Annotated in this window: 21 protein-coding genes; 18 read left to right on the forward strand and 3 right to left on the reverse strand. The window is 36.0% G+C overall.

From position 1 onward, the window contains the following. Window positions 1-305 precede the first annotated feature (305 nt). A complete protein-coding gene (locus EKM69_RS05065) occupies window positions 306-719 on the reverse strand; it encodes an Lrp/AsnC family transcriptional regulator (RefSeq protein ID WP_125708783.1) in 414 nt (137 codons plus the stop codon). 185 nt (window positions 720-904) lie between these two features. Between EKM69_RS05065 and EKM69_RS05070 the strand changes: the two genes are divergently transcribed. Together EKM69_RS05070 and EKM69_RS05075 are read left to right on the forward strand one after the other, a co-directional pair. Beyond that, window positions 905-1,837, forward strand: coding sequence for an ATP-binding cassette domain-containing protein (locus EKM69_RS05070; RefSeq protein WP_125708785.1), 933 nt, complete (start codon window positions 905-907; stop codon window positions 1,835-1,837). Then, on the forward strand, window positions 1,837-3,366 hold the full coding sequence (locus tag EKM69_RS05075) for an ABC transporter permease/substrate-binding protein (protein WP_125708788.1): 1,530 nt from the start codon (window positions 1,837-1,839) through the stop codon (window positions 3,364-3,366). The genes EKM69_RS05070 and EKM69_RS05075 overlap by 1 nt, the downstream gene beginning before the upstream one ends. A 195-nt stretch (window positions 3,367-3,561) precedes the next feature. On the opposite strand, the gene EKM69_RS05080 is transcribed toward EKM69_RS05075, so the two are convergent. Continuing rightward, the gene (locus EKM69_RS05080) at window positions 3,562-4,848 is read right to left on the reverse strand and encodes a uracil-xanthine permease family protein (protein ID WP_125708790.1); all 1,287 of its coding nucleotides are present in this window, start codon (window positions 4,846-4,848) and stop codon (window positions 3,562-3,564) included. A 1,094-nt stretch (window positions 4,849-5,942) separates the two neighbouring features. Here EKM69_RS05080 and EKM69_RS05085 point away from each other — a divergent pair. The 16 genes from EKM69_RS05085 (at window position 5,943) to EKM69_RS05160 (ending at window position 21,450) form a co-directional block, all read left to right on the forward strand. After that, window positions 5,943-6,719: a YveK family protein gene (locus EKM69_RS05085; protein WP_125708792.1), complete on the forward strand. Its 777-nt coding sequence runs from the start codon at window positions 5,943-5,945 to the stop codon at window positions 6,717-6,719. 5 nt (window positions 6,720-6,724) lie between these two features. Next, window positions 6,725-7,450: a CpsD/CapB family tyrosine-protein kinase gene (locus tag EKM69_RS05090; RefSeq protein WP_125708793.1), complete on the forward strand. Its 726-nt coding sequence runs from the start codon at window positions 6,725-6,727 to the stop codon at window positions 7,448-7,450. Then, window positions 7,447-8,229 (forward strand): tyrosine-protein phosphatase, encoded by a 783-nt coding sequence (locus tag EKM69_RS05095; RefSeq protein WP_125708795.1) that lies wholly within the window; start codon window positions 7,447-7,449, stop codon window positions 8,227-8,229. Before EKM69_RS05090 ends, EKM69_RS05095 begins: the two co-directional genes overlap by 4 nt. Window positions 8,230-8,262: 33 nt before the next feature. Continuing rightward, the gene (locus EKM69_RS05100) at window positions 8,263-8,931 is read left to right on the forward strand and encodes a sugar transferase (protein WP_125708979.1); all 669 of its coding nucleotides are present in this window, start codon (window positions 8,263-8,265) and stop codon (window positions 8,929-8,931) included. Window positions 8,932-8,942: 11 nt separating this feature from the next. Then, the gene (gene pssD, locus EKM69_RS05105; RefSeq protein WP_125708797.1) at window positions 8,943-9,392 is read left to right on the forward strand and encodes a PssD/Cps14F family polysaccharide biosynthesis glycosyltransferase; all 450 of its coding nucleotides are present in this window, start codon (window positions 8,943-8,945) and stop codon (window positions 9,390-9,392) included. Further along, a complete protein-coding gene (locus EKM69_RS05110; RefSeq protein ID WP_125708799.1) occupies window positions 9,392-9,748 on the forward strand; it encodes a glycosyltransferase in 357 nt (118 codons plus the stop codon). The genes pssD and EKM69_RS05110 overlap by 1 nt, the downstream gene beginning before the upstream one ends. Before the next feature lie 132 nt (window positions 9,749-9,880). Beyond that, window positions 9,881-10,975 (forward strand): hypothetical protein, encoded by a 1,095-nt coding sequence (locus EKM69_RS05115; protein ID WP_125708801.1) that lies wholly within the window; start codon window positions 9,881-9,883, stop codon window positions 10,973-10,975. Window positions 10,976-10,984: 9 nt separating this feature from the next. Further along, a complete protein-coding gene (locus EKM69_RS05120; RefSeq protein ID WP_225423841.1) occupies window positions 10,985-11,473 on the forward strand; it encodes a glycosyltransferase family 32 protein in 489 nt (162 codons plus the stop codon). Window positions 11,474-11,770: 297 nt separating this feature from the next. Next, on the forward strand, window positions 11,771-12,910 hold the full coding sequence (locus EKM69_RS05125) for a glycosyltransferase (RefSeq protein ID WP_125708803.1): 1,140 nt from the start codon (window positions 11,771-11,773) through the stop codon (window positions 12,908-12,910). 41 nt (window positions 12,911-12,951) lie between these two features. Next, window positions 12,952-13,923, forward strand: coding sequence for a glycosyltransferase family 2 protein (locus EKM69_RS05130; RefSeq protein WP_125708805.1), 972 nt, complete (start codon window positions 12,952-12,954; stop codon window positions 13,921-13,923). 87 nt (window positions 13,924-14,010) lie between these two features. Next, window positions 14,011-15,123 carry a polysaccharide pyruvyl transferase family protein gene (locus EKM69_RS05135; protein ID WP_125708807.1) on the forward strand — a complete coding sequence of 371 codons (1,113 nt, stop codon included), beginning with the start codon at window positions 14,011-14,013 and terminating at the stop codon, window positions 15,121-15,123. Beyond that, window positions 15,116-16,615: a lipopolysaccharide biosynthesis protein gene (locus EKM69_RS05140; protein ID WP_125708809.1), complete on the forward strand. Its 1,500-nt coding sequence runs from the start codon at window positions 15,116-15,118 to the stop codon at window positions 16,613-16,615. Before EKM69_RS05135 ends, EKM69_RS05140 begins: the two co-directional genes overlap by 8 nt. 19 nt (window positions 16,616-16,634) lie before the next feature. Continuing rightward, window positions 16,635-18,029, forward strand: a complete 1,395-nt coding sequence (locus EKM69_RS05145) for a Coenzyme F420 hydrogenase/dehydrogenase, beta subunit C-terminal domain (RefSeq protein ID WP_125708811.1) — start codon at window positions 16,635-16,637, stop codon at window positions 18,027-18,029. Window positions 18,030-18,138: 109 nt separating this feature from the next. Next, a complete protein-coding gene (locus EKM69_RS05150; protein WP_125708813.1) occupies window positions 18,139-19,125 on the forward strand; it encodes an LCP family protein in 987 nt (328 codons plus the stop codon). 129 nt (window positions 19,126-19,254) lie between these two features. Further along, a complete protein-coding gene (locus EKM69_RS05155; protein WP_125708815.1) occupies window positions 19,255-19,968 on the forward strand; it encodes a demethylmenaquinone methyltransferase in 714 nt (237 codons plus the stop codon). Between the two features lie 1,083 nt (window positions 19,969-21,051). Beyond that, complete coding sequence (locus EKM69_RS05160; RefSeq protein WP_125708817.1) at window positions 21,052-21,450, forward strand: hypothetical protein; 399 nt, start codon at window positions 21,052-21,054, stop codon at window positions 21,448-21,450. Between the two features lie 906 nt (window positions 21,451-22,356). On the opposite strand, the gene EKM69_RS05165 is transcribed toward EKM69_RS05160, so the two are convergent. Beyond that, window positions 22,357-22,794: an Hsp20/alpha crystallin family protein gene (locus EKM69_RS05165; protein ID WP_164505855.1), complete on the reverse strand. Its 438-nt coding sequence runs from the start codon at window positions 22,792-22,794 to the stop codon at window positions 22,357-22,359. Window positions 22,795-22,885: the final 91 nt, after the last annotated feature.

Consider the following 22,885-nt stretch of genomic DNA (forward strand, 5'->3'; position numbering starts at 1 on the left):
TCAAAGAAGGGATCTACTATTTTAATCATGTAGATAGATCAGAAACAATAAATGGCCATACCCCTGCGGAATACAGGAGAATGGCCATTTAAGAAGTATTCAATTTTTATATTATTTCAAATGTCAACTTGACAGGGACCAGCGCAAAACGATGTTGGAGCTTTTTCATTTTAAAAAGAAAATATTAATCGATGCGATGATATCCACCAACAAAAATAATAACTTTAAAAAATAAATTATTTAGAACAAATACTTTATTTTCTCCATTCAGTTTTCAAATCAATTTCTCTACACTTAATTAGTTGTTAAAACAACTCTGAAATAACATCCAAAACTTCATAGTTAGCATACTTATTCAATTTTTCCAAAAAATCATTGAGCTCTCCACTAGTATGAAAAGCCCCATGGATCATATAGTTCATCTGACCAGAAATTTTGTAGTGGTGACGAATGTAATTTCGTTGTTCGTGAATAAATTTAAGGTATTTTTCATGACTAAAATATTCCATCTGCGTTTCGATGAAGACTTGATGAGAATAACCCATTTTATCCAGGTTGACCTTGATCGTATACCGTTCAATAATCCCTTCGGCTTCAAGCTGTTCGATCCGTGTGTTAACGGCTGGAGGAGTCATGTTGACGATTTTTGCTAGTTCCGTTTTTGTGATTCGACAATTGCGGTTGAGTTCTTTGAGTATTTTTAAATCGGCGTTATCCATGAGATCCTCCTATTGATATTAATATTGTACGATAGGTGAGCGCAAAAAGTTAATTAGGAATTGTTCGGAATATTGCCGGCGAGTGTTGTACACTCAACATAAGATATTAGAATGCTGATTTTTTGTTAAAAAGTTCGAAGATATTTATTATTAATATATGTGGATTTTAGAGAGGGGGAAATTAATTGATAACTTATAAGAACATCGGGATGAAGTATGGTCCAAATACGATTTTGCATGATGTTAACTTGAAGATCGATGACGGGGAACTCTTCGTCTTAGTAGGCCCAAGTGGTAGCGGGAAGACTACCTTGCTGCGGATGTTGAACAAACTGACGGTGCCGACCGATGGGGATGTTTACTTTGAAGACCGCAAGATCAAAGAATATGACGTGCAAAAATTACGCTTGGACATGGGCTATGTTCTTCAGGATAGCAGCCTTTTCCCTAATCTAAATGTTGAAGATAACATTGCCATTCAGTTGGAACAAAAGGGTGTTTCCAAAGCCAAACGCCATAAACGGGCAGCCGAATTACTTGAGTCCGTTGAACTCGACCCGAAAAAGTACGCCAAACGGATGCCGGCCGAACTATCTGGTGGTCAACAACAGCGGATCGCCATCATTCGGGCTTTAGCGACTGAACCTAGTCTGATTTTGATGGATGAATCCTTCAGTGCTCTGGATCCGGTTTTACGGAAAAAGTCGCAAGATCTCGTTTTGAAATTGCACAAACAATACAAAACGACCATCGTTTTCGTGACCCACGACATGCAAGAAGCCTTAAGAATGGGACAACGTATCGCTGTTTTGAATAAGGGGGAGATCCAGCAAGTCGGGACACCGCACGATATCATGCAACATCCTGCCACGGATTTCGTTCGTCAATTTTTTGACATCAAAACGCCTCACTGGTGGGATATGGACTTTTTGGTGGCTTCGAATGCTCTGAAGAAAATCGATTTCAACGAACAGTTGCCGGTTATTGACAACTTCAAGGAATTGATGAAGTTATTGACGCAACAAACCCAACTTGATTTTCAATATCAAAAAGCCGGTTATTCCATGACTTCGCAAAAATTGCTGGCTTATTTGAGTGAAGAAGGGGGCGTTCACTAATGAAAGTATTAATGCAGACGATCGTTGAGCAACGAGGAGAAATTCTCAAATCGTTGTTGCAACACATCCAGATTTCCTTCATTTCACTGTTGATCGCCATGTTGATCGCGATCCCCTTAGCTATTTGGCTAAGAAATCACCGCCGATTCGGTGAGATCGGTTTGCAAATTGCTGGGATAATCCAAACTATCCCTAGTTTGGCATTGTTAGGATTACTGATCCCATTAGTAGGTATTGGTACAGTTCCTGCCGTGGTAGCTTTAACGATGTATGCCATTATGCCGTTGTATCAAAATACTTATTCAGGATTGACTAATATTGATCCTAACTTAGAAGAAGCTGCTGTGGCTTTCGGTTTGTCGAAGTGGAAACGACTGCAACGTTTGGAATTTCCTTTAGCTCTACCAATGATCATTTCCGGAATTAGAATCGCCTTAGTTATGATCATCGGTACAGCTACCTTAGCTGCTTTCATTGGTGCCGGTGGTCTTGGTGATTACATCATGCTCGGTATCCAGCAAAACAATAACTACTACTTAGTCATCGGTGGTGTGTTATCAGCTTTACTAGCCTTTATTTTCAGTGGTCTGTTGAAGTACATGGGTTCATCGAAAAAAAGGATCTACGGTGGTGGTATCGTAGTCCTCTTGTTCTTATTAGGTATCGGTGGCAACCAAGTTTATCAAGCAGTCAAACCACAACCGGTTAACATCACGATCGCCGGAAAATTAGGTAGTGAGCCAGAGATCTTGATGAATATGTATAAAGATTTGATCCAACAAGATCAACCTAATGCTCATGTGACTTTGAAACCTAATTTCGGTGGTACGACTTTCTTGTTCAAGGCTTTGAAGAAAAACCAAGTCGACATTTATCCTGAGTTTACCGGAACAGTTTTGGAATCACTGGTCGATTATGATAAGAAGACACCAAAAGATCCTAAGAAGATTTATCATATAGCTAAGACCACGTTGGCCAAGCAAGAAAAAATGACTTTCTTGGAACCAATGGAATACGAGAATGGCTACGATCTTGCGGTCACTCAAGAATTTTCGAAGAAGTATCACGTTACTAAGTTAAGTGATTTAGAACGAGTAAATGACAAAGTCAAAGCAGCCTTCGATCCTGATTTTTCGAATCAACAAGATGGTTACTTAGGCTTGAAGAAGAAATATAACTTGAACTTTTCTGAAGTAAATCGGATGGAACCAAGTTTACGTTACAAGGCGATTGCCAACAAACGGGTCAACTTGGTCGACGGTTATACGACTGATCCCCAAGTTCAAGAATATAATTTAGTCGTTCTAAAAGACGACAAGCATTTCTTCCCACCATATCAAGGAGCCCCATTGATGAATAGTGATTTTGCTGAAAAAAATCCTCAGGTCGTCAAGAGTTTGAATCGACTGAAGGGTAAGATATCAGTTGAAGATATGCAAAAAATGAACTATCAAGTCTCAGTTAAGAATAAAAAAGCTAGTGTCGTGGCACACGATTATCTAGTTAAACACAATTTATTGGATAAATAATTTTTTAAAATAAAGAACCCTCGTATCGATGCAAAAAGCCGCATCGTACGGGGGTTCTGTTTTTTATGGAAACGTGCTACTGGCAATAGCGACCTCCGGTTTAGCAACTATCAGCGAGTCACGCTTCGCGCAACTCTAGTGCTGATAGTCCCTAAATCCTCGGTAGCTGAACGATTGCCATCCGCACTCTTTTTATTATTCTTCTGACAATGCTTCACGAGGTAAGATGAGATTCAATAAGATTCCCATTACGGTTGCGACACCAATACCGGTGAACTGGAAAGTACCGATTTTTAAATAGGCATTTCCGATACCAATTACGAGGATAACTGAGGCGATCATCAAGTTTCGTTTGCGGTTGAAGTCGACTTTGTTATCAACTAGGATCCGTAATCCACTCGAAGCGATAACTCCGAAGAGAACGAAACTGATTCCACCAATGACTGGTCCGGGGATGGTTTGAATCAAGGCACTTATTTTGCCGACGAAACCGAACAAGGCAGCAAAGACGGCAGCACCGATGATGACGTAAACACTGAAGATCTTGTTAACGGCCATAACACCAATGTTTTCACCGTAAGAAGTGATTGGTGGACCACCAACTAACCCGGCGAAGATTGAAGCTGTACCATCACCAGCTAGAGTCCGATGAAGTCCCGGATTTTTGAAGAAGTTTCGATGAGTCAATTCATCCAAGACCATGATGTGTCCTAAATGCTCGGCCATCGTAACGAAAGCGATCGGAGCAAAACTCAGTATCGCATCCCAATAGATCCGTTTAGGTGTGTAACTAATGTAAGGAAATTCGAACGCAGGCAATCTGAACCAAGGCGTTGAAGCTACTTTTGAAAAATCAACGATTCCTAACGCCACAGACAGGGCATAACCACAGACGATTCCGAGTAGGATAGCAATGTTGCTCCAAAAGCCTTTGAGGTACATGTTGAATAAGACGGTGACTAATAGTGTAAAGATGGCAATACCAAAGTATTTCAAGTCGTAAGTTTTTCCATTGAGCATGGCGTTGTCAGCGGCTGATCCAGCAACAGACAAACCGATGACGATAACAATCGGACCAACGACGATTGGTGGTAGGGCACGGTCGATCCAGTCAGAACCGACAAAGCCAACGATCGTTGCGATGATCAAGTAAACTAAACCAACGGCGATGGTACCTTGAGCGACTCCGGCATAACCAGCCGTCTTCATTAAGGCAACGGAGGGAACGATGAAGGAAAAACTGGAACTCATGTAGGCCGGGATCCGACCTTTGGTGATCAAGATGTGCAAGATAGTTCCGATACCGGAACTGAACAAGGCAATACTTGGATCAAGTCCAACGAGTAGTGGAACTAAAACGGTCGCGCCGAACATTGAGAAGAGATGCTGTAGTGATAAAAGCGGCCAACTGGCTAGCGGTGGACGTTCGTACAGGTCTAAGACCGCTTCGGGATTACGGTAGTTCTTGTCGTTTGTTTCCAATGGTGGTGCCCCCTATAACGTTTTTTTGCAAAAAAATAGTCCTTTATCCCGTGATTGTGCCGAAATAAAAGACTTTGGTGTTCCTTATTAGCCTCGCGGGACTAAGATTAAAGGTTATGCGATTTTCTTAATGATATTCGATTTTTAGTGGGATGTCAATTGTGGTAGTAGTTTGTTTGGGTGGTTCACTGCCGGTTCTGCGGGAGGGTTCCGGGAATTGAGCCGTGGAACGCTGCGGGCCAACTTTGAGCTATCCAAGGAAGACCGCCTTGGACATCTCAAAGCTTGACCTTTTCGTAAGCACGGCCCATGCCGTGCAAACGAAAATTTCGCGGCTGACGGCTAATTCCCTCCACCCTCCCGCAGAACCTAAGATTGTATAAAAATCGCATTCTGGTGGGGTGGGTACGGTACTTATTCTTTTCCTGCTAGGTTGCTTTGGTTAGTTTGGATATACTCCCGCTTTAATCGTTCTTACGATTTTTACTTTTTCTTCCTATCTTGTTGATTTTTTGTTGTGTAAATCATCGATTGTTTTTTTATTGGTAATTAAGATGGATAGGTGATGGTGGTATTTTTTTGTCGATGCGGGACTATATATTACCTGTCTTTTCTAAATTATTTGGATAGATTTATTGGAATTTGAGTTTTTTTCTTTTATTTTCGGATTTTTCTTCCCATTTTATGGATTTTTGTGGCATAAGCTTTTGCCGATTTGTGGCGCTTTCATCAAAAATTTTCTTTTGTTAGTAAATTTTTGATAAATTGAATGGCGATTTTGTCTTGTGATTGCCTTTTTTTATCGGGTGATCAAATTTGATTTGGTGGATTTGGTTTGTGAATTTCACAAGCTTTTATTCGGGATTTTGGATTTCTTTTTAATCTTTGATTGATCATTTTTGGTGATTTTTTTAATGATTATTATTTCATTTAGCTGTCTTAGGTGCATCAAAGAAAATTTTAATTCATAATTATTAAAAAACCGTTGTAATGTTACAAAAAACTTCATACAATGTACAGTGCGATTAAAATTCAATTCATATGCCATAGCATATATCATGTGAAAGTTTTTTTTACATATTTCGGAGGGGAACGTGGAATCAGAACAAACAATTAGTATGGTACAAATTTGGAGCATTTTACGAAAACATGTCCGCGCAATTTTTGGAACAACTATTGTTGTCTTTATTGCTTCGGTGTTTATCACATTTTTCGTAATGACGCCTAAGTACAGCGCAACAACTGAGATCCTGGTCAATCGAAAGCTTTCAGCTGATATGCAAAGTGCTCAGTTCCAACAGGTTCAGGCCGATGTCCAAATGATCAGTACCTATAAAGATATTATTACTAGTCCCACGGTTTTAAATAGCGTCAATAAAGAAATCAAGCAGTATCCAGGATATCCTGGTTCGATGGGGGCTTTGAAGGATTCTTTGGCTATTAAGAATTCACAAGATTCACAAGTGTTTTCAGTGACAGCTACTTCGGATGATCCGGGGACAGCTGCTGCGATGGCAAATTACACTGCCAAGGTCTTTAAGAAAAAAATCGTCAAGATCATGAGTATCAATAACGTTTCGATTGTTTCTACTGCAACGCCAAATCACAATCCAGTCAGTCCTAAGAAACCTTTGAACTTGCTAGCAGGGATTGCTTTAGGTCTACTTCTCGGTATCGTTCTAGCATTCATTCGTGAGATCACCGATAAGACTGTTACGACAGAAGACTTTTTGACCAAAGATTTGGGCTTGACTAGTTTAGGAATAGTTGACGAAATCGACCAAGTAGAAATTGAAAAAGCAGCTCAATCCAAAAATGGACGTGCCAGAGCTGTCCACAGTCATGACGTAGGCGGTCACAGAAGGGTATAGCTGATATGGGATTATTTAAGAGTAAAAAGAAGAAGATCGATAATTACAGTTTAAAACACGGTGTTGGCTTAGTTACTTACAACGATCCTATGAGTAACGTGTCCGAGCAATTCAAGACTATTCGGACTAATATTCAATTCTCGTCAGTTGATAAAAAGCTGAAATCAATTTTGTTTACCTCATCTGCACGTTCAGAAGGTAAATCAACTGTCAGTAATAATATGGCGGTAACTCAAGCTAAACAAGGTGACCGAGTTCTCCTGATCGATGCTGACTTACGTCGTCCGATCATGCATAAGACTTTTAATCTCAACAACACTTATGGTTTGTCGAATTACTTATCTGGAAGCGTTCGTTTGGAAGATGTTGTTCAAAGAACGATGATCGATAATTTGTTCGTCATTACTAGTGGACCGATTCCACCAAACCCATCTGAATTGCTCGGAAGTGTTCGGACCAAGGATCTGTTGAACCGATTAAGTAGTCAATTTGATCTACTGATCTTAGATGCACCACCAGTCAATGCCGTAACTGATTCACAAGTGTTAGCCAGCATGGTCGATGGCGTGATTTTAGTAGTTCCTCAAGGAATTGCCAAAAAATCTGACGTCATTCGTGCTAAGCAGTTACTGGAAACAGTTCATGCTAATATCCTGGGATTTGTGATGAATCGTGTCACGGAAACTAGTTCTAGCAAGTACGGCGGATATTACGGAGCTTATAAGAAGTGAAATTGATCGACTTGCATTGTCATATTTTACCCGGAGTGGATGATGGGGCAAAAGATATGCAAATGGCTCTAGATTTAGCAAAAGCCGCTGTCAGTGAAGACATCAGTCACGTTTTATTGACGCCACATCATATGGATGGAGCATATCTGAATCATCGTCAAGACGTGATCGAGCAAACGGCTGTTTTTCAACAAGCTTTACAAATGAATCAAATACCATTAACAGTTTTTCCAGGACAAGAAGTCCATTTAACTGGACAACTACCACAAGCAATTGTCGCTGGAGACGTCTTATTTATGGATGAAAGCAACCGGTATTTATTGATAGAACTCCCGCATAGTGGAGTTCCCGAATATACAAACAGGATGTTATTTGACCTGCGAGCACAAGGAATCACCCCAGTGCTAGCTCATCCGGAGCGCAACGCAGGCTTTCAAAAAGATCCAAATAAGTTATATGACTTAGTCAAAATGGGATGCTTGACCCAACTAACAGCCAGCAGTTATCTAGGCGTTTTTGGATCAAAAGTCCAACAACTGACGGAAAAAATAGTTAAAGCTAACCAAGGCTACATCTTTGCTTCGGATGCTCATAACTTTGAGGGGAGAAGATTCTTGATGAAAGAAGCTTTTTCAAAGTTAGCCGCAGAAGAAGGACCAGACAAAGCTGAATTGTTCAATGAAAATGCCAAAAACATCATCAATGGCGACGATGTTGTGCAAATGAATATTAAAAAAATAACAAAGGTACCTAAGAAAAAGCGATTTTGGTTGTTTTAGGGATATAGGTACATCTGTTGAGAGGGGATTATGATGGATTATACAAACGACAGACATAAAAGCGATAACATAAAGTTTAGCTATCACAGGGAAAAATGTTTTTATAAAATAGTAAAACGATCATTTGACTTCGTTGCGAGTTTGTTGGGATTAATATTGTTATTACCACTATTCTTGATCGTAGCGATCGCCATCAAACTAGAAGACTCCGCCGGTGCAGTTTTTTACTCACAAACTAGAATCGGAAAAAATAAGAAACCATTCAAAATGTACAAATTCCGTTCAATGACCGTTGACGCCGATGAACGCTTAAAAGAATTGCTCGATAAAAACGAAATCGAAGGTGCCATGTTCAAAATGAAGGAAGATCCACGGGTAACCAAAGTGGGTGCCTTCATTCGTAAATATAGCATCGACGAACTACCACAACTGTTCAACGTCCTACGTGGAAACATGAGCTTAGTAGGACCAAGACCACCATTGCCATACGAAGTGGAAAAGTATACTGACCACGATCTATTGAGATTGATCGTCAAACCAGGTTGTACTGGCTTATGGCAAATCAGTGGCCGTAACGCAGTAGGCTTCCACGAAATGGTAGAAATGGATCTGCAGTACATAGCAAAATGCGGATTTTTGTTTGATATTTATGTCTTATTCAAGACAGTGGCTGTGTTTATTCATCCTAATGCAGCTTACTAAGAGGTGACATTATGAAAGTTTGTTTAGTTGGGTCTAGTGGCGGACACTTGACCCATTTATATTTGTTGAAAAAATTTTGGAACGATAAAGATCGATTTTGGGTCACATTTGATAAAGAAGATGCCAATAGCCTTTTAAAAGAAGAAAAGAAATACAATTGTTACTACCCAACGAACCGTAACATCAAAAATTTAATAAAAAATACTTTTCTTGCTATTAAAGTATTAAAAAAAGAACGACCAGACTTAATCATCTCATCAGGTGCAGCTGTTGCCGTTCCCTTTTTCTATATAGGTAAATTATTTGGTGCCAAAACAGTTTATATCGAGGTATTCGACAGAATAGATAAACCAACGTTGACTGGTAAATTAGTTTATCCCATCACTGACTTATTTGTCGTTCAATGGGAAGAAATGAAACAAGTTTATCCAAAAGCAGTCAATTTAGGGGGTATCTTCTAATGATATTCGTCACAGTAGGGACCCACGAACAACCATTCAATCGATTAATAAAAAAGTTGGACGAAATGGTTGAAAATAAGCTGATCCAAGATGAAATGTTCGCCCAAATAGGTTATTCCACGTATGAACCAAAGCATTATAAATGGAGCAAGTTTTTATCATCCGAAGAAATGAATCACTATATGGAAGAAGCAACAACCGTAATCTGTCACGGCGGTCCAGCAACGTTCATGAAATCTTTATCTTTAGGCAAAAAAACTATAGTAGTTCCAAGACAAAAGAAATATGATGAACATGTTAATGATCATCAACTAGTTTTTGCTCAGGAAGTTAGAAAAAAGGCTATGGCATCTTAATTGCAGAAAATTTAGATGATCTAGCAGAGGTGATCAATAAAAAGGAAGAGGACACGTCAATGTCATCAAACAATGATCAATTTATTTTGAACTTCGAGAATGAAATTAAAAAGATGAACATAAGTAATAAACATGGTTAACGAGAATAAAATGGTAAGACAAAGCAAATATGATTATGTTATTAGTGTCCCATTAATCACTTCATTGTTATTGCTAGTATTTGTACCGGTATTGTTTGGGTATAATGCTGCAAATGTTTTGAATAAATATTTTTCGTTGATAGTGGTATTGGCAATGTTTCTTTTGTTGTTGGCAAAGGACGTAAAGGTCAAGACGATAGACTGGATTGTTATTGCGTTATCAATGTTTAGTACGGTGTTAGCTAAAGATTTTTCTTTGATGGCACCAGCTGTATTGATTATGTTGATGATATGTTTCGACAATTTAAAATGCGATAAACTACTACTTTATTATTTCGTGATTTACTTATTTTTTATGCTTTTTATTGTGGGTAAGTATTATTTGTTCAATAATGGAGTACACGATGTAATGATGTGGAGAGTTGACGGATTTGTTACTCGGAAATCTTTGGGATTTGCACACCCAAACATTTTTATGGTTGAGTATGTTGGTTTGTGTTTTTCATTATTATTGATTCTTAAAAAGAAGAGATTTGTTTATCTATTATTAATGGTACTAACTAGTTTTCTCTTTTATCTAACTAAAAGTAGAACAGAATTCTACATGATTATGGTAGCTTTGGTAGCAATGTTAATTTGGAATAAAAGATTGAATAATCCAATCTCTAAATCGATGAAATCAATCTTAGCCCTAAGCCCACTATTTTTACTTTTAGCCAGTAGTTTGTTAATCATATATTCGAATAACGAATTTTTAAATCTTCATTTATCTGGAAGACCAGTGCTATATAGGCAATTCTTTGACTCATCAGGAATAACTCTTTTTGGAAATTCATCTCTAGAAAGTGAAATGTTTGATAACGGTTATTTACAAATGTTTTTATCAAAGGGATTGATAACTTTCGTAGGATATTTGATGGCTATGTGGAGGTTAATATTTAGCCATAAAGTGAATTTCAGAATATTTATCGTGTTAATGGCACTTTATTTTTGTGCAGTGACAGAAACAATTTTGTTTAAGTTTGAATTGATTTTGCCATTAATTATATATTTGTCAGAAAATAGTCAAAGAATTTCAAATGATTAGGAGAAAGAAATGATACCAAGGAAAATACATTATTGCTGGTTTGGTGGAAAGCCTTTACCAAGTAAAATCCAAAGAAACATTGCATCTTGGAAAAAATATTGTCCTGATTATGAAATCATTCAGTGGAACGAAAAGAATTTTGATGTTCATATAAATGATTACGTTTCACAGGCTTATGAACGAAAAAAATATGCATTTGTATCAGACTATGCCCGGTTAGACATTGTATATAAATATGGCGGTATCTATTTAGACACAGATATAGAACTAATTAAACCATTAGACGGATTTTTAAAATATGATTCTTATTTTGGTTTAGAGGAAGCTGGGAAAGTTGCTACTGGGTTAGGCTTTGGATCTGAAAAAAAAACAAAAATTCTTAGTGAGATGATGAAGCAATATAAAAATCAGATCTTCTTTGATGGAAAAAAGGAAAATTTAAAAACATGTCTGGAATATTCAGAACCAGTTTTTGATAATCTTGGATTAATTGATTAAGATAGGACACAATATTTTGATCAATCTAGAATTGCAATCTTTGCTACGGATGTTTTTTGTCCACAGTCATTAGAAACAGGGAAAACAACAATAACAGATAAGACTATTTCAATTCATCACTATGACTCAAGCTGGAAGAAACATCCTAAATTTAGTAAATATTCAACAAAATACAAAATAAGGGCAAGAAAGACTATAGATTGTCTTTTTGGCGATGGAACTTATAACAGAATAAAGAATAGTCTAAAACATTAACACAAGAATAAAACATATTGGATTATTAATGGGGTAATTGTTATGGATAAAATTGCGATGTTATTACCTGATTTTGAAGAAGGTGGTATGCCTGTCGTTGCGTCTAATCTATTGTCTGGATTATCGAAAAAATATGCTGTTGATATTATCTTGATAAAATCTAATAGATCAATTCAATTCGATACGTATAATTCCAAAGTAATTAAATTGGGTGAAGAACATAGATTTAAAGTTCAAAAATATTTTCAAAAACTATTCTTTGCTTTCAAATTGCGAAAATTAAAAAAACAGAATAACTATAAAGCAGTCATTTCTTATGGTGTTTTGGCTGGAATGTTAAACATCATTTCACAAAACACTAAAACAAAGTCCATTTGTACGATTCACAGTATTGAATCTGTGGAAAATAAGCAACTTGGTTTGTCTGGAAAGTTATTTGATTTATCGCTAAAAACATTTTTTAAAAAAGCATTTAAGGTAATTGGAATTTCTCAAGGAATTAAAGATGATTTGAACCATGAATATGGTTTAAATAATGTTTCTACGATATATAATCCTTATCGATTTGATGGCAAAAAATTATCTATTGATAATAATGTTCGAAATTCTAACATTAATCTCGTGGCAGTATCTAGATTGGAGAAATCTAAAAGAATAGATAATTTAATTAAGCAAGTACAGAAAGTGGTTTCAAAGGGTTATAAAGTTGATTTATGGATTGCCGGAGATGGCGAAGAAGCGAAAGCACTTAAAGAACTTGCTGTAACCCTTCGTATTGAAAAGAACATTCACTTTTTGGGATTTATAAAAAATGTACATCAATTAATGTCAGAATCTGATTTCTTACTGCTTGATTCCAATAGTGAGGGATTTTCAAATGTTATTTTGGAAAGTTTAATAGTTGGAACTCCAGTAATTTCTGAGGATATTTATTGTGGACCCCGTGAAATTTTATTCAATTTAGAAAATGTAGATTACAATGTCCCATTAAAGGATGATATCCAAGTTTTTAATAATGGAATTTTATGCAGAAACATTTATGATGGGATTTTATACGGTGTGGATCACATTAATGATTTTAATGTATCAACTGAGTTATTGGAAAAGAAATTAAATATTGATGCAATATCCAAACAATATATAAGAATTATCGATACTCCAAATTATGCACAAATAGAATAAGCCTAATTAAAAAATGAAATATTCAGTAATAAGGAGAATATATGGAATTAGTTCGACCATTCTTTAGCATTCTAATACCAATGTTTAATTCTTCCCAATATATTGAGAAGTGCATCGATTCTATTCTGATCCAAAAATTTAGTGACTTTGAAATAATACTAGTTGATGATGGTTCGACTGATGATTCTGTTGAGGTTGTTTCGAAATACATTAAAGAATATCGTTTTATAAAAATATTACGGCAAACTAACAAGGGCGTTTCCGCAGCACGAAACTTGGGTTTAGACACTGTGGTTGGAAAATATGTGATGTTTATGGATTCAGATGATTATTGGATGAATGGGACGATGATTAAATTACATGAAATTTTGTTGAAAAATAAAAGTGTCGATATTTTGTTTTTCAATTATTTGGAATCTTCTAAGCAGTCACAAACACCTCATACTGTTTCGTCAACGTTTTTAGGAAAACGAATATCTCGGAATAAAGCCATCGAAAGCGTACTTTCTAGTACGGGGGGCCTTGGCTATTGTTGGAACAAAGTATTTAGCAGATATAGTATAAATAATAAGCGATTTGATGAGAATATTAACTATTCAGAAGATATGTTATTTAATGTAGATTGCATCTTAGGTGTTAAGGAAATAATGAGTATTGATGATTGTTGTTATGTGTATAATTTGAGAGCTGATTCGATAGTAAATACATTTATGCCAACACGATTAACTTTCTTTGAAGTCCTTGATCGTATTGGACAATTATTACCAATTGATTTTAACGATTTAATCGTTATAAAAAAGCAATTTGCACGTATTGAATTTGCATCTAAATTAATTTTTTTAGAACATAAAATGTATCGAATATTCAAAAGGGAATATCGAAATGAAAAAGTTATTACTGATTTAAATAAGTATTGTCTTGGTAAAACAGAATTTATTACTCTGCTATTGGCAAATTTCAGTTTTACAATTTCAGCACTTGTATTGAAGATAATTAAAAGAGTACAAAAGTAATGACAATTTGAAACAGACGTATATTTAAAATCGGTCTTTATATTTCATATAATCAATGACTACGAAATTAAGGGGTTAAATTGTAAAATGAAAATCGCCATAAGCACTCTAACAGGATACGGAAATTATGGGAATAGGCTCCAGAATTATGCATTACAACATACATTAGAATTGATGAATAATGACGTTATAACAATTAGGAATACTACTAACAGTAGTGAGACAAAGTTAAAAAAGAAAATCAGACAACAATTTGGATATAATTCACATCTAATTTTATTTTTGAAAAAATTTTTATCACTTTTTTCTCATACAAGAAAATTAAACTATCGTAGAACCGTCAGTTTTTTAAATTTTACAAAGAAATATATCAACGAATCTGATTTTGAAATTAACGAAAGAACTAATAACTTTGATTTTGATAAAGATGTCGATTGTTATGTCATAGGGAGTGATCAGGTATGGAATTATTCATTTCCCAGTTTTTCTGAGTTTGATTTTGTTGAATATTCTAATAAGCCTAAAATTAGTTATGCAGCCTCTTTTGGTGTTAACGATATTCCACAAAATTTAAGTGATTTTTATAGAACCGGCCTTGAAGGAATCGATTATATTTCTGTTAGGGAGACTTCTGGAAAAAAGATAGTTTCAAGTTTAATTGGGGATAGAGCTAAAGTAGTTTTAGATCCCACGCTGTTATTGTCAAAAGAGGACTGGCAAGAGATTTCGACAAAAAAGCCATACTTGGAAAAATTTATAATAGTTTATTTCTTAGATTACATTTCTGATGATGATTTTATCTACATTCAGAAATATGCAGATGCCAATAATTATGTTATTAAAAGAATGTCATCTCGTGAGGACGAAAAATTGTGGGAATCAGATCCTTCGGAGTTTATAAATCTTTTCAGTCAGACAGAAGCAGTATTCACAGATTCTTTTCATGCGGTTGTCTTTTCTATTATTTTTAATAAGCATTTTGAAGTGTTTGAACGAAACTTTAAAGGCCCTTCCATGAATTCTCGGATTGACACCTTATTAGGAGATTTAGATTTGACTGATAGATGGCATTCAAAAACTGGTAATAAAAAGTTGATTGATTATTCCAAGGCAATGGAATTGCTAAATAATCGGAAAAAGGAATCACTTTCGTTTTTGGAAAATTCATTAAGAGGAGTAGAAAAGGATATCAATGGGTAATCAAAGGAAACTTGGTGCAGCTTTATCATATGTAAATATTATCGCCAAGAACTTGGTTACTTTTTTGTATGTTCCTTTTTTGCTTAGATTTGTCGGACAGTCTAATTATGGGCTGTTTCAAATGACAAATTCGGTAATGGTCAGTCTTAGTCTCCTGTCGATGGGATTCTCGAGTGCTTACGTTAAGTTTTACATTACATACAAGGTAAATAAGCAATATGATCGGTTAAAAAAACTAAATGGTTTATATTTGATTCTATTTGGTGGTATTAGTATTGTTGCCCTGATTATTGGAGGAATATTAGTATTAAATACTGGATCTATTTTTGGAAGAAGCCTGAATGCATCTGAGATTAGATTGACTACCTATTTAATGGCAATTATGGTATTCGATGTTGCAATTACTTTTATATCATCAGTTTTTGACTCTAATATCACTGTTAATGAACAGTTCATTTTTCAACAAAGTAGACAATTGATGCAGACATTTTTAGTTCCTATTATCTGCGTTCCACTCATCTTAGTTGGCGTTGGAGTTCTTTCAATTGCAATTACGCAAATTTCAGTGACAATTTTGTTTTTGATTATTAATGTTAATTACTGTATTCGAAAGCTAAATATGCGTTTTGAATTTACCAATGTAGATTTCTCTTTATTGAAAGAACTTGGATTGTTTTCGTTTTTTATTTTTTTAAATCAAATCGTTGATCTTGTTAACAACAATGTTCCCAATTTTATCTTAGGAATATTTCAGGGCGCTAAGATGGTCGCCACTTTTGCCATTGCCATTCAAATTAAAAATATGTTCTTTATGCTGTCATCGTCATTATCAAACGTGTTTGTTCCAAGGGTTAATCAATTAGTTAATTTAGACAAAAGTAAAACAGTTCTAACTGATTTGATGATTAAAGTGGGCCGCATACAGATGGCTTTGCTTTTCTTTGTTCTAGGTGGTTTTATCGTTGTAGGTAAATTCTTTGTGCAAATTTGGGCTGGTGCAGAAAATGTTGAAGCATATTATTTGATTATAATTATGGTTTTACCGTCAATTATTCCGTTATGTCAAAATGTTGGTATTGAAATCCAGAAAGCCATGAATAAGCACATTTTTAGATCAATAGTCTATGTTATTTTTGCCGTCGTTAACATTGTTATTACGATTTTTGGATCAATTTATTTTGGCTTGATCGGTGCTTCATTGGGATATGTGATCACAATTCTTTGTGCTAATGGAATTGCTATGAATTGGTACTATTCGAAAAAAATGGGCTTAGAAATAGGCCGTTACTGGAGTGAGACTACGAAAATATTGGTTCCTTTTGCTGTAGCAACTATCCCGTTGATGTTTGTTCAAAATAGTATCGTAGTAAATTCGTTTACTCGATTTGTCATTTTTGGTTTAGTTTATTCAGCAATATACGTGGCTTTCTATCTTAAATTCACGATCAATAATACGGAAAAGCAGCTTTTGTTAGGATTTTTTAAAAGATAATTGAAGGGAGTACTGATATTTGAATGATTTTGCAGATATTTACGACAAGGTCGTTAAAAACAAATATGATTTCGGCACCGGTTCTTGGGCAGTAGCGAACGATAATATTGAAATGAAATTTGATAAAAACGGTGAGTATCACCCATATCAAAAAGATGAACAATATCAATATACTGAAGACGAGATCAATAAGTTGCAGCAGTCATGTTTGTCAACGAGTGATTTAAACGAATCAGATATCGCAAATAAACTATTTTCCCAAGTAAAAGGAATCAAGCATGACGATGATCTGGGTTATTACTCAGATTTGTACGTCGGACATGTTACGGAAGGTGACTACAGAAGCAACGGAAGTTCCGGTGGTTTCGGCACTTGGATTTTAGCGCAATTACTTGAAAAAAATGAAATTGATTTCGTGATAAATGTGGTTGAGTCAAATAAGGATGATAAATTATTTGAATACAGCATTTCCAATAATTTAGACGGTGTCAAAAGTGGTGCCAAGACTAAATACTATCCAGTAGAATTCTCAGAAGTCATCAATGTACTCAAGGAAAACCCAGGAAGATATGCAATTGTTGGACTTCCGAGCTTTATTATGGAACTACGGTTGTTGGCTGAAATTGATCCAATTATCAAAGAAAGATTGAAATTCACGGTAGGTTTAGTATGTGGACATCAAAAATCTACCAAGTTTGCTGAGTTTTTAGCTTGGCAATGTGGGATCAAACCTGGAGATTTACAAAAAATCAATTTTAGAAAAAAACAAACTAATTATTCTGCTGATAGATATGCTATTGAGGTGACTGGAAAAGTAGATGGCAAAGAACAGACCATCGTCCGGGAAATGAGAGGTCTAGTCGGCAATGATTGGGGGCAAGGATTTTTTAAAGTCAGAGCTTCCGACTTCACTGATGACGTCATGAATGAAACCGCTGACATAACTTTAGGTGATGCTTGGTTACCTGAGTACACTCAAGATAGCAAGGGTAACAACATTGTGATCGTCAGAAATCCTATTATTCAAAAAATCATTGCTGATGGTATTAGAGATAATAAGTTATCGGTGGATGTTGTGGATGATAAAACTATTTACAGATCACAAGCTTCTCATTTTAAACATACTAAATATGAATTAGCTTATCGTTTGTTTAAAAAGCAAAAAAATCACGAATGGTATCCGGAAAAAAGAATCAAACCTAGCTCTAACTTGTCTTGGAATAGAAAAAGAATTCAGGATCAAAGAGAAAAGATTTGTCACGATGTTCCTGAATATTATCAAGAAGCATTGGCCAAAAATGATATCCAGTACTTTATTGATCAGGCCAATAAATTATCGGCGAAGTACAAACGGATATATTTAGGAAAAAGAATCGTTTCAAAGTTACAACGGATGATGCACCTGAAAAATTAGATAAATTATGAACAATCTAATAAATAATCATTCATTTAGTTCAAGTTAAGGGTAAAATAATAAATAAAGATATTTTTATTTATTAGTAAAAGTTATAGAGGGAAAGTATATGCACAATAAAAAAAGGAAGAAGCATACAGCCAGAAATGTATGTCTGATAATCGTCCTGCTCCTTGTTGTGGTCGGGGCTGCGTTTGGTATTACGCGTTATCGTAGTATTAAAAATTCTGCCGATAGCTCGTTTGCACCTTCAGGTGTGACTAAGCAGCGTGATGTTCAATCTGGCTTAAATAATAAAAAACCAATTTCGATTTTGTTGATGGGGATCGATACCGATGATTGGGTGAGAAATTATGATGGCGATACTAACAGTATGATGATCGTCACTTTGAATCCAAATACTAATAAAACCACTATCACAAGTATTCCCCATGATCTAGCTCTGAAAGAGATTCCAGGGTCTGATATTAAAAAGCCGACAATGATCGGTACAGCTTATTCAGTTAAGGGGACTGAAACCACCATTCCGTCCGTAGAAAAGCTTTTGAACATACCTATCGACTATTATGCGTTGATCAACATGCTGGGGATCAGTAAAGCTATCAATAAAGTGGGCGGAGTCGAAGTAACTCCTAAGGCTGATTTTTCAGCTGATGGCTACTCCTTTAAATCAGGTGAAAATACCCACATGGATGGCGAAAAGGTCATGGCCTACGTTCGCTCCCATCAAGGTGACGAAGTAGACCGTCAAGCTCGTCAAAGACAAGTTCTGACAGGATTAGTTTCAAAAAGTAAAAAAGTCTCAACTTTATTTGATCAAGATCTGATCGACTCAGTTACAGAACAGATCAAAACTGATCTGACCTTTGACCGCATGAAGACTTTAGCTAAAAATTATCGTTCCGTTGGAAATAAGATAACCAATGATTCTATAGATGGAACAGAGGCTAAAGTAGATGGTCAAAAGATGACGACTGTTGATGAGCCAGAATTGCAACGAGTGACGGATTCTATTCGCGACAATCTCGGCTTACACGATAAGGATACTGGCGATATTCAATACGTCTTCAAACTAGTTCCAAAAGTTGAAAAATAGACTAATAAGGCTTCCAAACGGAGCCTTATTTTTTATAAAAAATTTGTTGAGTAAATCGTTAACTGTTCGCCGCGATTTTAACTTATAATAGTATATAACTATTTCGTTTAATGTAAGGGTGAGGATGCAATGTCAAATTTAACTAATAAGGTCCCTGAAAAGGATGTTCAAAAGGTTTTTAACTCGATCGCTGGTAACTACGACAAGTTGAACTCGATCATGAGTCTGGGAACTCACAACAAGTGGCGTGCTCAAGCTACCGACATGATCAAAGGTCATCCAATGGATGTTTTAGATCTTTGCTGCGGAACAGCCGACTGGAGCATTGTTTTAGCTGAAAAATATCCTCAATCACATATCATCGGCCTAGACTTTAGTTCCGAAATGTTAAAAGTGGGCCAAGAAAAAGTCACAGCTTCAGGATTGAACAACATCCAATTGAAGCAAGGCAATGCCATGGATCTAGATTATCCAGACAACACCTTTGATGTCGTGACCATCGGTTTTGGCCTAAGAAATGTCCCCGATGCCAACAAAGTATTAAAAGAGATCCGTCGGATCCTAAAACCAGGCGGCCAATTGATCTGTCTGGAAGCCTTCAAAGTAGATACACCAGTAGTAAAGTGGGGCTGGAAACTATATTTCAACGAGATCATGCCAGCAATGGGTAAAGTATTCGCCTCAAGAAAGCAAGAGTACCAATATCTAGACGATTCCGTAAACAAATTCGTCTCCATCAAGAAACTAGTCAGAATGTATCGAGATGCCGGCTTCATCAACATCAGAGTGCACACCTTCATGATGAAATCTGCGGCGATCCATTATGGTGTCAAACCCAAGTAGGATAAAGAAATTTATGATCATCTAGAATAAAGCAAATAAGACAAATTCATTGTTAAAAGTGGATTTGTCTTTTTTTTTGGCGATTGATTGATCAAAATATGCCCATCGTCTCCAAAATCAAAAATCAGCATAACAAAAAAGACGCCGGGGAAGCGTCTTTTTTCTAGGGGATTATTATATGTATTTATTTGTGTTATAGGGGGGAATGTAGTAAAAGGACTCTCTGTTCCTCTCATCTACAAGTTATATATTAATAGATAATGATGAAGTATTTATTTGCTAATCATGAATTATTTGTGAAATTAATAAAGAATCGAGCGCGCAAAAAAAATAACACTCAGGGGAGGAGTGTTATTTAAGGGGATTAAAATATTATGTTATAGGGGGAGAGGTAAGAGATGTATTTCTCTTATCTACAAGTACTATAGTACCGGATAGAAGTGAAGTAAGTATTCACAAAGTGTGAATTAATTGTGAACATTGGCAAATTGTCATGATTTAAAAAACTTTTTGGGAGAAGGATTTTTAAAAAAGGCCATAATGTTTAAAAAGGTCGAAAAAGAACGACCAAATATTATGGAGTGTGCTAGTGAGTTGTACGATAAATATTATGATTTAATGAAGCGATTGGAGAACGATTGATCGATTTGATTGAAGAACAAATATTTAGCAAAATAAAAAAGACGCTGGGGGAAGCGTCTTTTTTTCTAGGGGATTATTATATTTATTTGTGTTATTTGTGTTATTTGAGGGGGATGTAGCAAGAGGACTCTCTGTTCCTCTCATCTACAAGTTATATATTAATGGATAATGATGAAGTAATTATTTTGCAATTATGAAATATCCATGAATTCATAAGAGATAAAATAGGCAAAATAAAAAATCACTCAGGGGAAAGTGATTTTTTAGGGGATTAAATATTATGTTATAGGGGGGAAATAAGGGATGCGCTCCTCTTATTTACAAGTACTATGTTACCCAACAGAAATGAACAATCTATTGGGAAAATGTGAATCATTTGTGAAGAAAACGGTATCAATGCGATTTTTGAAGCGTTATGATTAAGAAAAAGGGGAGATCATAATGAGAAAATTTTTATCAGCAACCGTAATAGCCTTAGCATTAGGGATTTTTGCTCCAGCAGTAACTAGTCAGGCAGCAACGACCACAGATCAAACAACACAACCTGATTACATAACAAAAATTGAGACGCAACCGGTAAATCAAGAAAATTATTCAACAACATTCAACACTATAGATGTAAAAGACACCGCAGTACCCGTCTACGAGCTCGACAACGGCGCCATCAAAGAAACAGCCATAAAGGCATCACCCAACAGCTCATGGACGTCTACAACGCTCGTAGAAACCAAATCAGGAGGATTATACTACAAAGTCAGCGACAATGGCTATATCAGTGGTGATGAAGAATTCGTAATCGTAGGCATAACATTACCACTATTCTTTGTATCACAAGATTAAACACAACAAAAAAACACTCCGGGGAAGAGTGCTTTTTTAGTACATATTTGGGGGATCAAATATTGTGTTATAGGGGGGAGAAATAAGAGTCATCTCTTATTTACAATTTAAATAATAACGAAATAAAATGAATTAACTATTTTCAAATCATGAAAAAATTATGAATTTGCGAAATAAAGCAAAAAAAGAAAACCACCCAGGGGAGGAGTGGTTTTCATATAGGGGATTAATATTATATATGTTATAGGGGGGTGACAAGAGATTCATATCTCTCATCTACAATTACTATAATAACGGGAAAAGTTGAAGTAATTGTTCTCTAAATATGAATTAATTGTGAACGTTTCACCACAACAAAATATAGCCAAAAAAAAGACCATTCCGGGGAAAGAATGGCTTTTTTTAAAATTCTATATGTTTAAGGGGATTAAAAATATATCTATCGTTATAGGGGGTGAGAGGAGAGAATTGATATCTCTCATCTACAAGTAATATAGTACCCAACTAATATGAATGAACTATAGACAAACTGTGAATATTCTGTGAAACCGTATCAAAAGAAAAAATAAGTTCAAGAAAGTGATACTCGAAATGACCGTCGAGATGCATGCAAAGCATGCAGCGAGACAGTCCCAAATAAGAACATCTTTAAAAGCCAAAACAGTCAAAGCATACAAAAATAAGTACCGTCCCCCCACAAAAAGAAGAGTTTTGACACAAAAAAAGTCGGAAGGGTGGAGGGAATTCGCTGTCAGCCATGAATAAAGGAACGTAAGTGCTGGCGCACTTGCGCAACTGGTTCTTGGTGGTGGCTACGCCACCGAACGACCAAGGAAGCCACGGCGCAATTCCCGGAACCCTTCCGACTGGGTATCAACGACCAGCCAAAATACTAATCACTAAATACTATTGAATCTCAATATGATGCTCAGAATCTAAACTCTTAGCAACCTTAGGTAATGTAACGCTCAAAACCCCGTTATCATAATTTGCTTCAATTTTATCAGAATCAACTGCAGGTAGGTGATATTGTCTAGTGAAACGACCGCTTGAACGTTCACTCATAATTACGTCACCCTTCTTGTCGTTTTGATCTGCAAAGTCATCACGGTGTCCGCTAATGGTTAAAGTATTGTTATTGTAGCTGACATCGATGTTCTTCTTGTCAAAATCGGGCATGTCAACGCGAACAGAATAGTCTTTGTCTGATTCTTTAATGTCTGTTTTTAAAGTTTGAACTGTTGGTAAAACATCGTTAAACATTGATGTAAAGCCATTCATCCAAGGATCACTGTTCATCCAATCTCTAATATCATTACGACGGTCCATAATTTCGTTTGTCATATATATCGAAGCTTCCTTTCGTTAAAAAATCTGTAGCGTCCGGAGGGTTCTTTCCCTCTTTCACTTTACAACTACATTATAGATCCTCATT

The organism is Companilactobacillus zhongbaensis (assembly GCF_003946515.1).
GTDB lineage: Bacteria > Bacillota > Bacilli > Lactobacillales > Lactobacillaceae > Companilactobacillus > Companilactobacillus zhongbaensis.

Bases quoted from the DNA above. Each gene is read 5' to 3' on its own strand.
- EKM69_RS05120 (WP_225423841.1), top strand. From the start codon at position 10,985: ATGATACCAAGGAAAATACATTATTGCTGGTTTGGTGGAAAGCCTTTA.
- EKM69_RS05065 (WP_125708783.1), bottom strand. From the start codon at position 719: ATGGATAACGCCGATTTAAAAATACTCAAAGAACTCAACCGCAATTGT.
- EKM69_RS05155 (WP_125708815.1), top strand. From the start codon at position 19,255: ATGTCAAATTTAACTAATAAGGTCCCTGAAAAGGATGTTCAAAAGGTT.
- EKM69_RS05090 (WP_125708793.1), top strand. From the start codon at position 6,725: ATGGGATTATTTAAGAGTAAAAAGAAGAAGATCGATAATTACAGTTTA.
- EKM69_RS05150 (WP_125708813.1), top strand. From the start codon at position 18,139: ATGCACAATAAAAAAAGGAAGAAGCATACAGCCAGAAATGTATGTCTG.
- EKM69_RS05140 (WP_125708809.1), top strand. From the start codon at position 15,116: ATGGGTAATCAAAGGAAACTTGGTGCAGCTTTATCATATGTAAATATT.
- EKM69_RS05130 (WP_125708805.1), top strand. From the start codon at position 12,952: ATGGAATTAGTTCGACCATTCTTTAGCATTCTAATACCAATGTTTAAT.
- EKM69_RS05110 (WP_125708799.1), top strand. From the start codon at position 9,392: ATGATATTCGTCACAGTAGGGACCCACGAACAACCATTCAATCGATTA.
- EKM69_RS05125 (WP_125708803.1), top strand. From the start codon at position 11,771: ATGGATAAAATTGCGATGTTATTACCTGATTTTGAAGAAGGTGGTATG.
- EKM69_RS05115 (WP_125708801.1), top strand. From the start codon at position 9,881: ATGGTTAACGAGAATAAAATGGTAAGACAAAGCAAATATGATTATGTT.
- EKM69_RS05160 (WP_125708817.1), top strand. From the start codon at position 21,052: ATGAGAAAATTTTTATCAGCAACCGTAATAGCCTTAGCATTAGGGATT.
- pssD (WP_125708797.1), top strand. From the start codon at position 8,943: ATGAAAGTTTGTTTAGTTGGGTCTAGTGGCGGACACTTGACCCATTTA.
- EKM69_RS05075 (WP_125708788.1), top strand. From the start codon at position 1,837: ATGAAAGTATTAATGCAGACGATCGTTGAGCAACGAGGAGAAATTCTC.
- EKM69_RS05165 (WP_164505855.1), bottom strand. From the start codon at position 22,794: ATGACAAACGAAATTATGGACCGTCGTAATGATATTAGAGATTGGATG.
- EKM69_RS05135 (WP_125708807.1), top strand. From the start codon at position 14,011: ATGAAAATCGCCATAAGCACTCTAACAGGATACGGAAATTATGGGAAT.
- EKM69_RS05100 (WP_125708979.1), top strand. From the start codon at position 8,263: ATGGATTATACAAACGACAGACATAAAAGCGATAACATAAAGTTTAGC.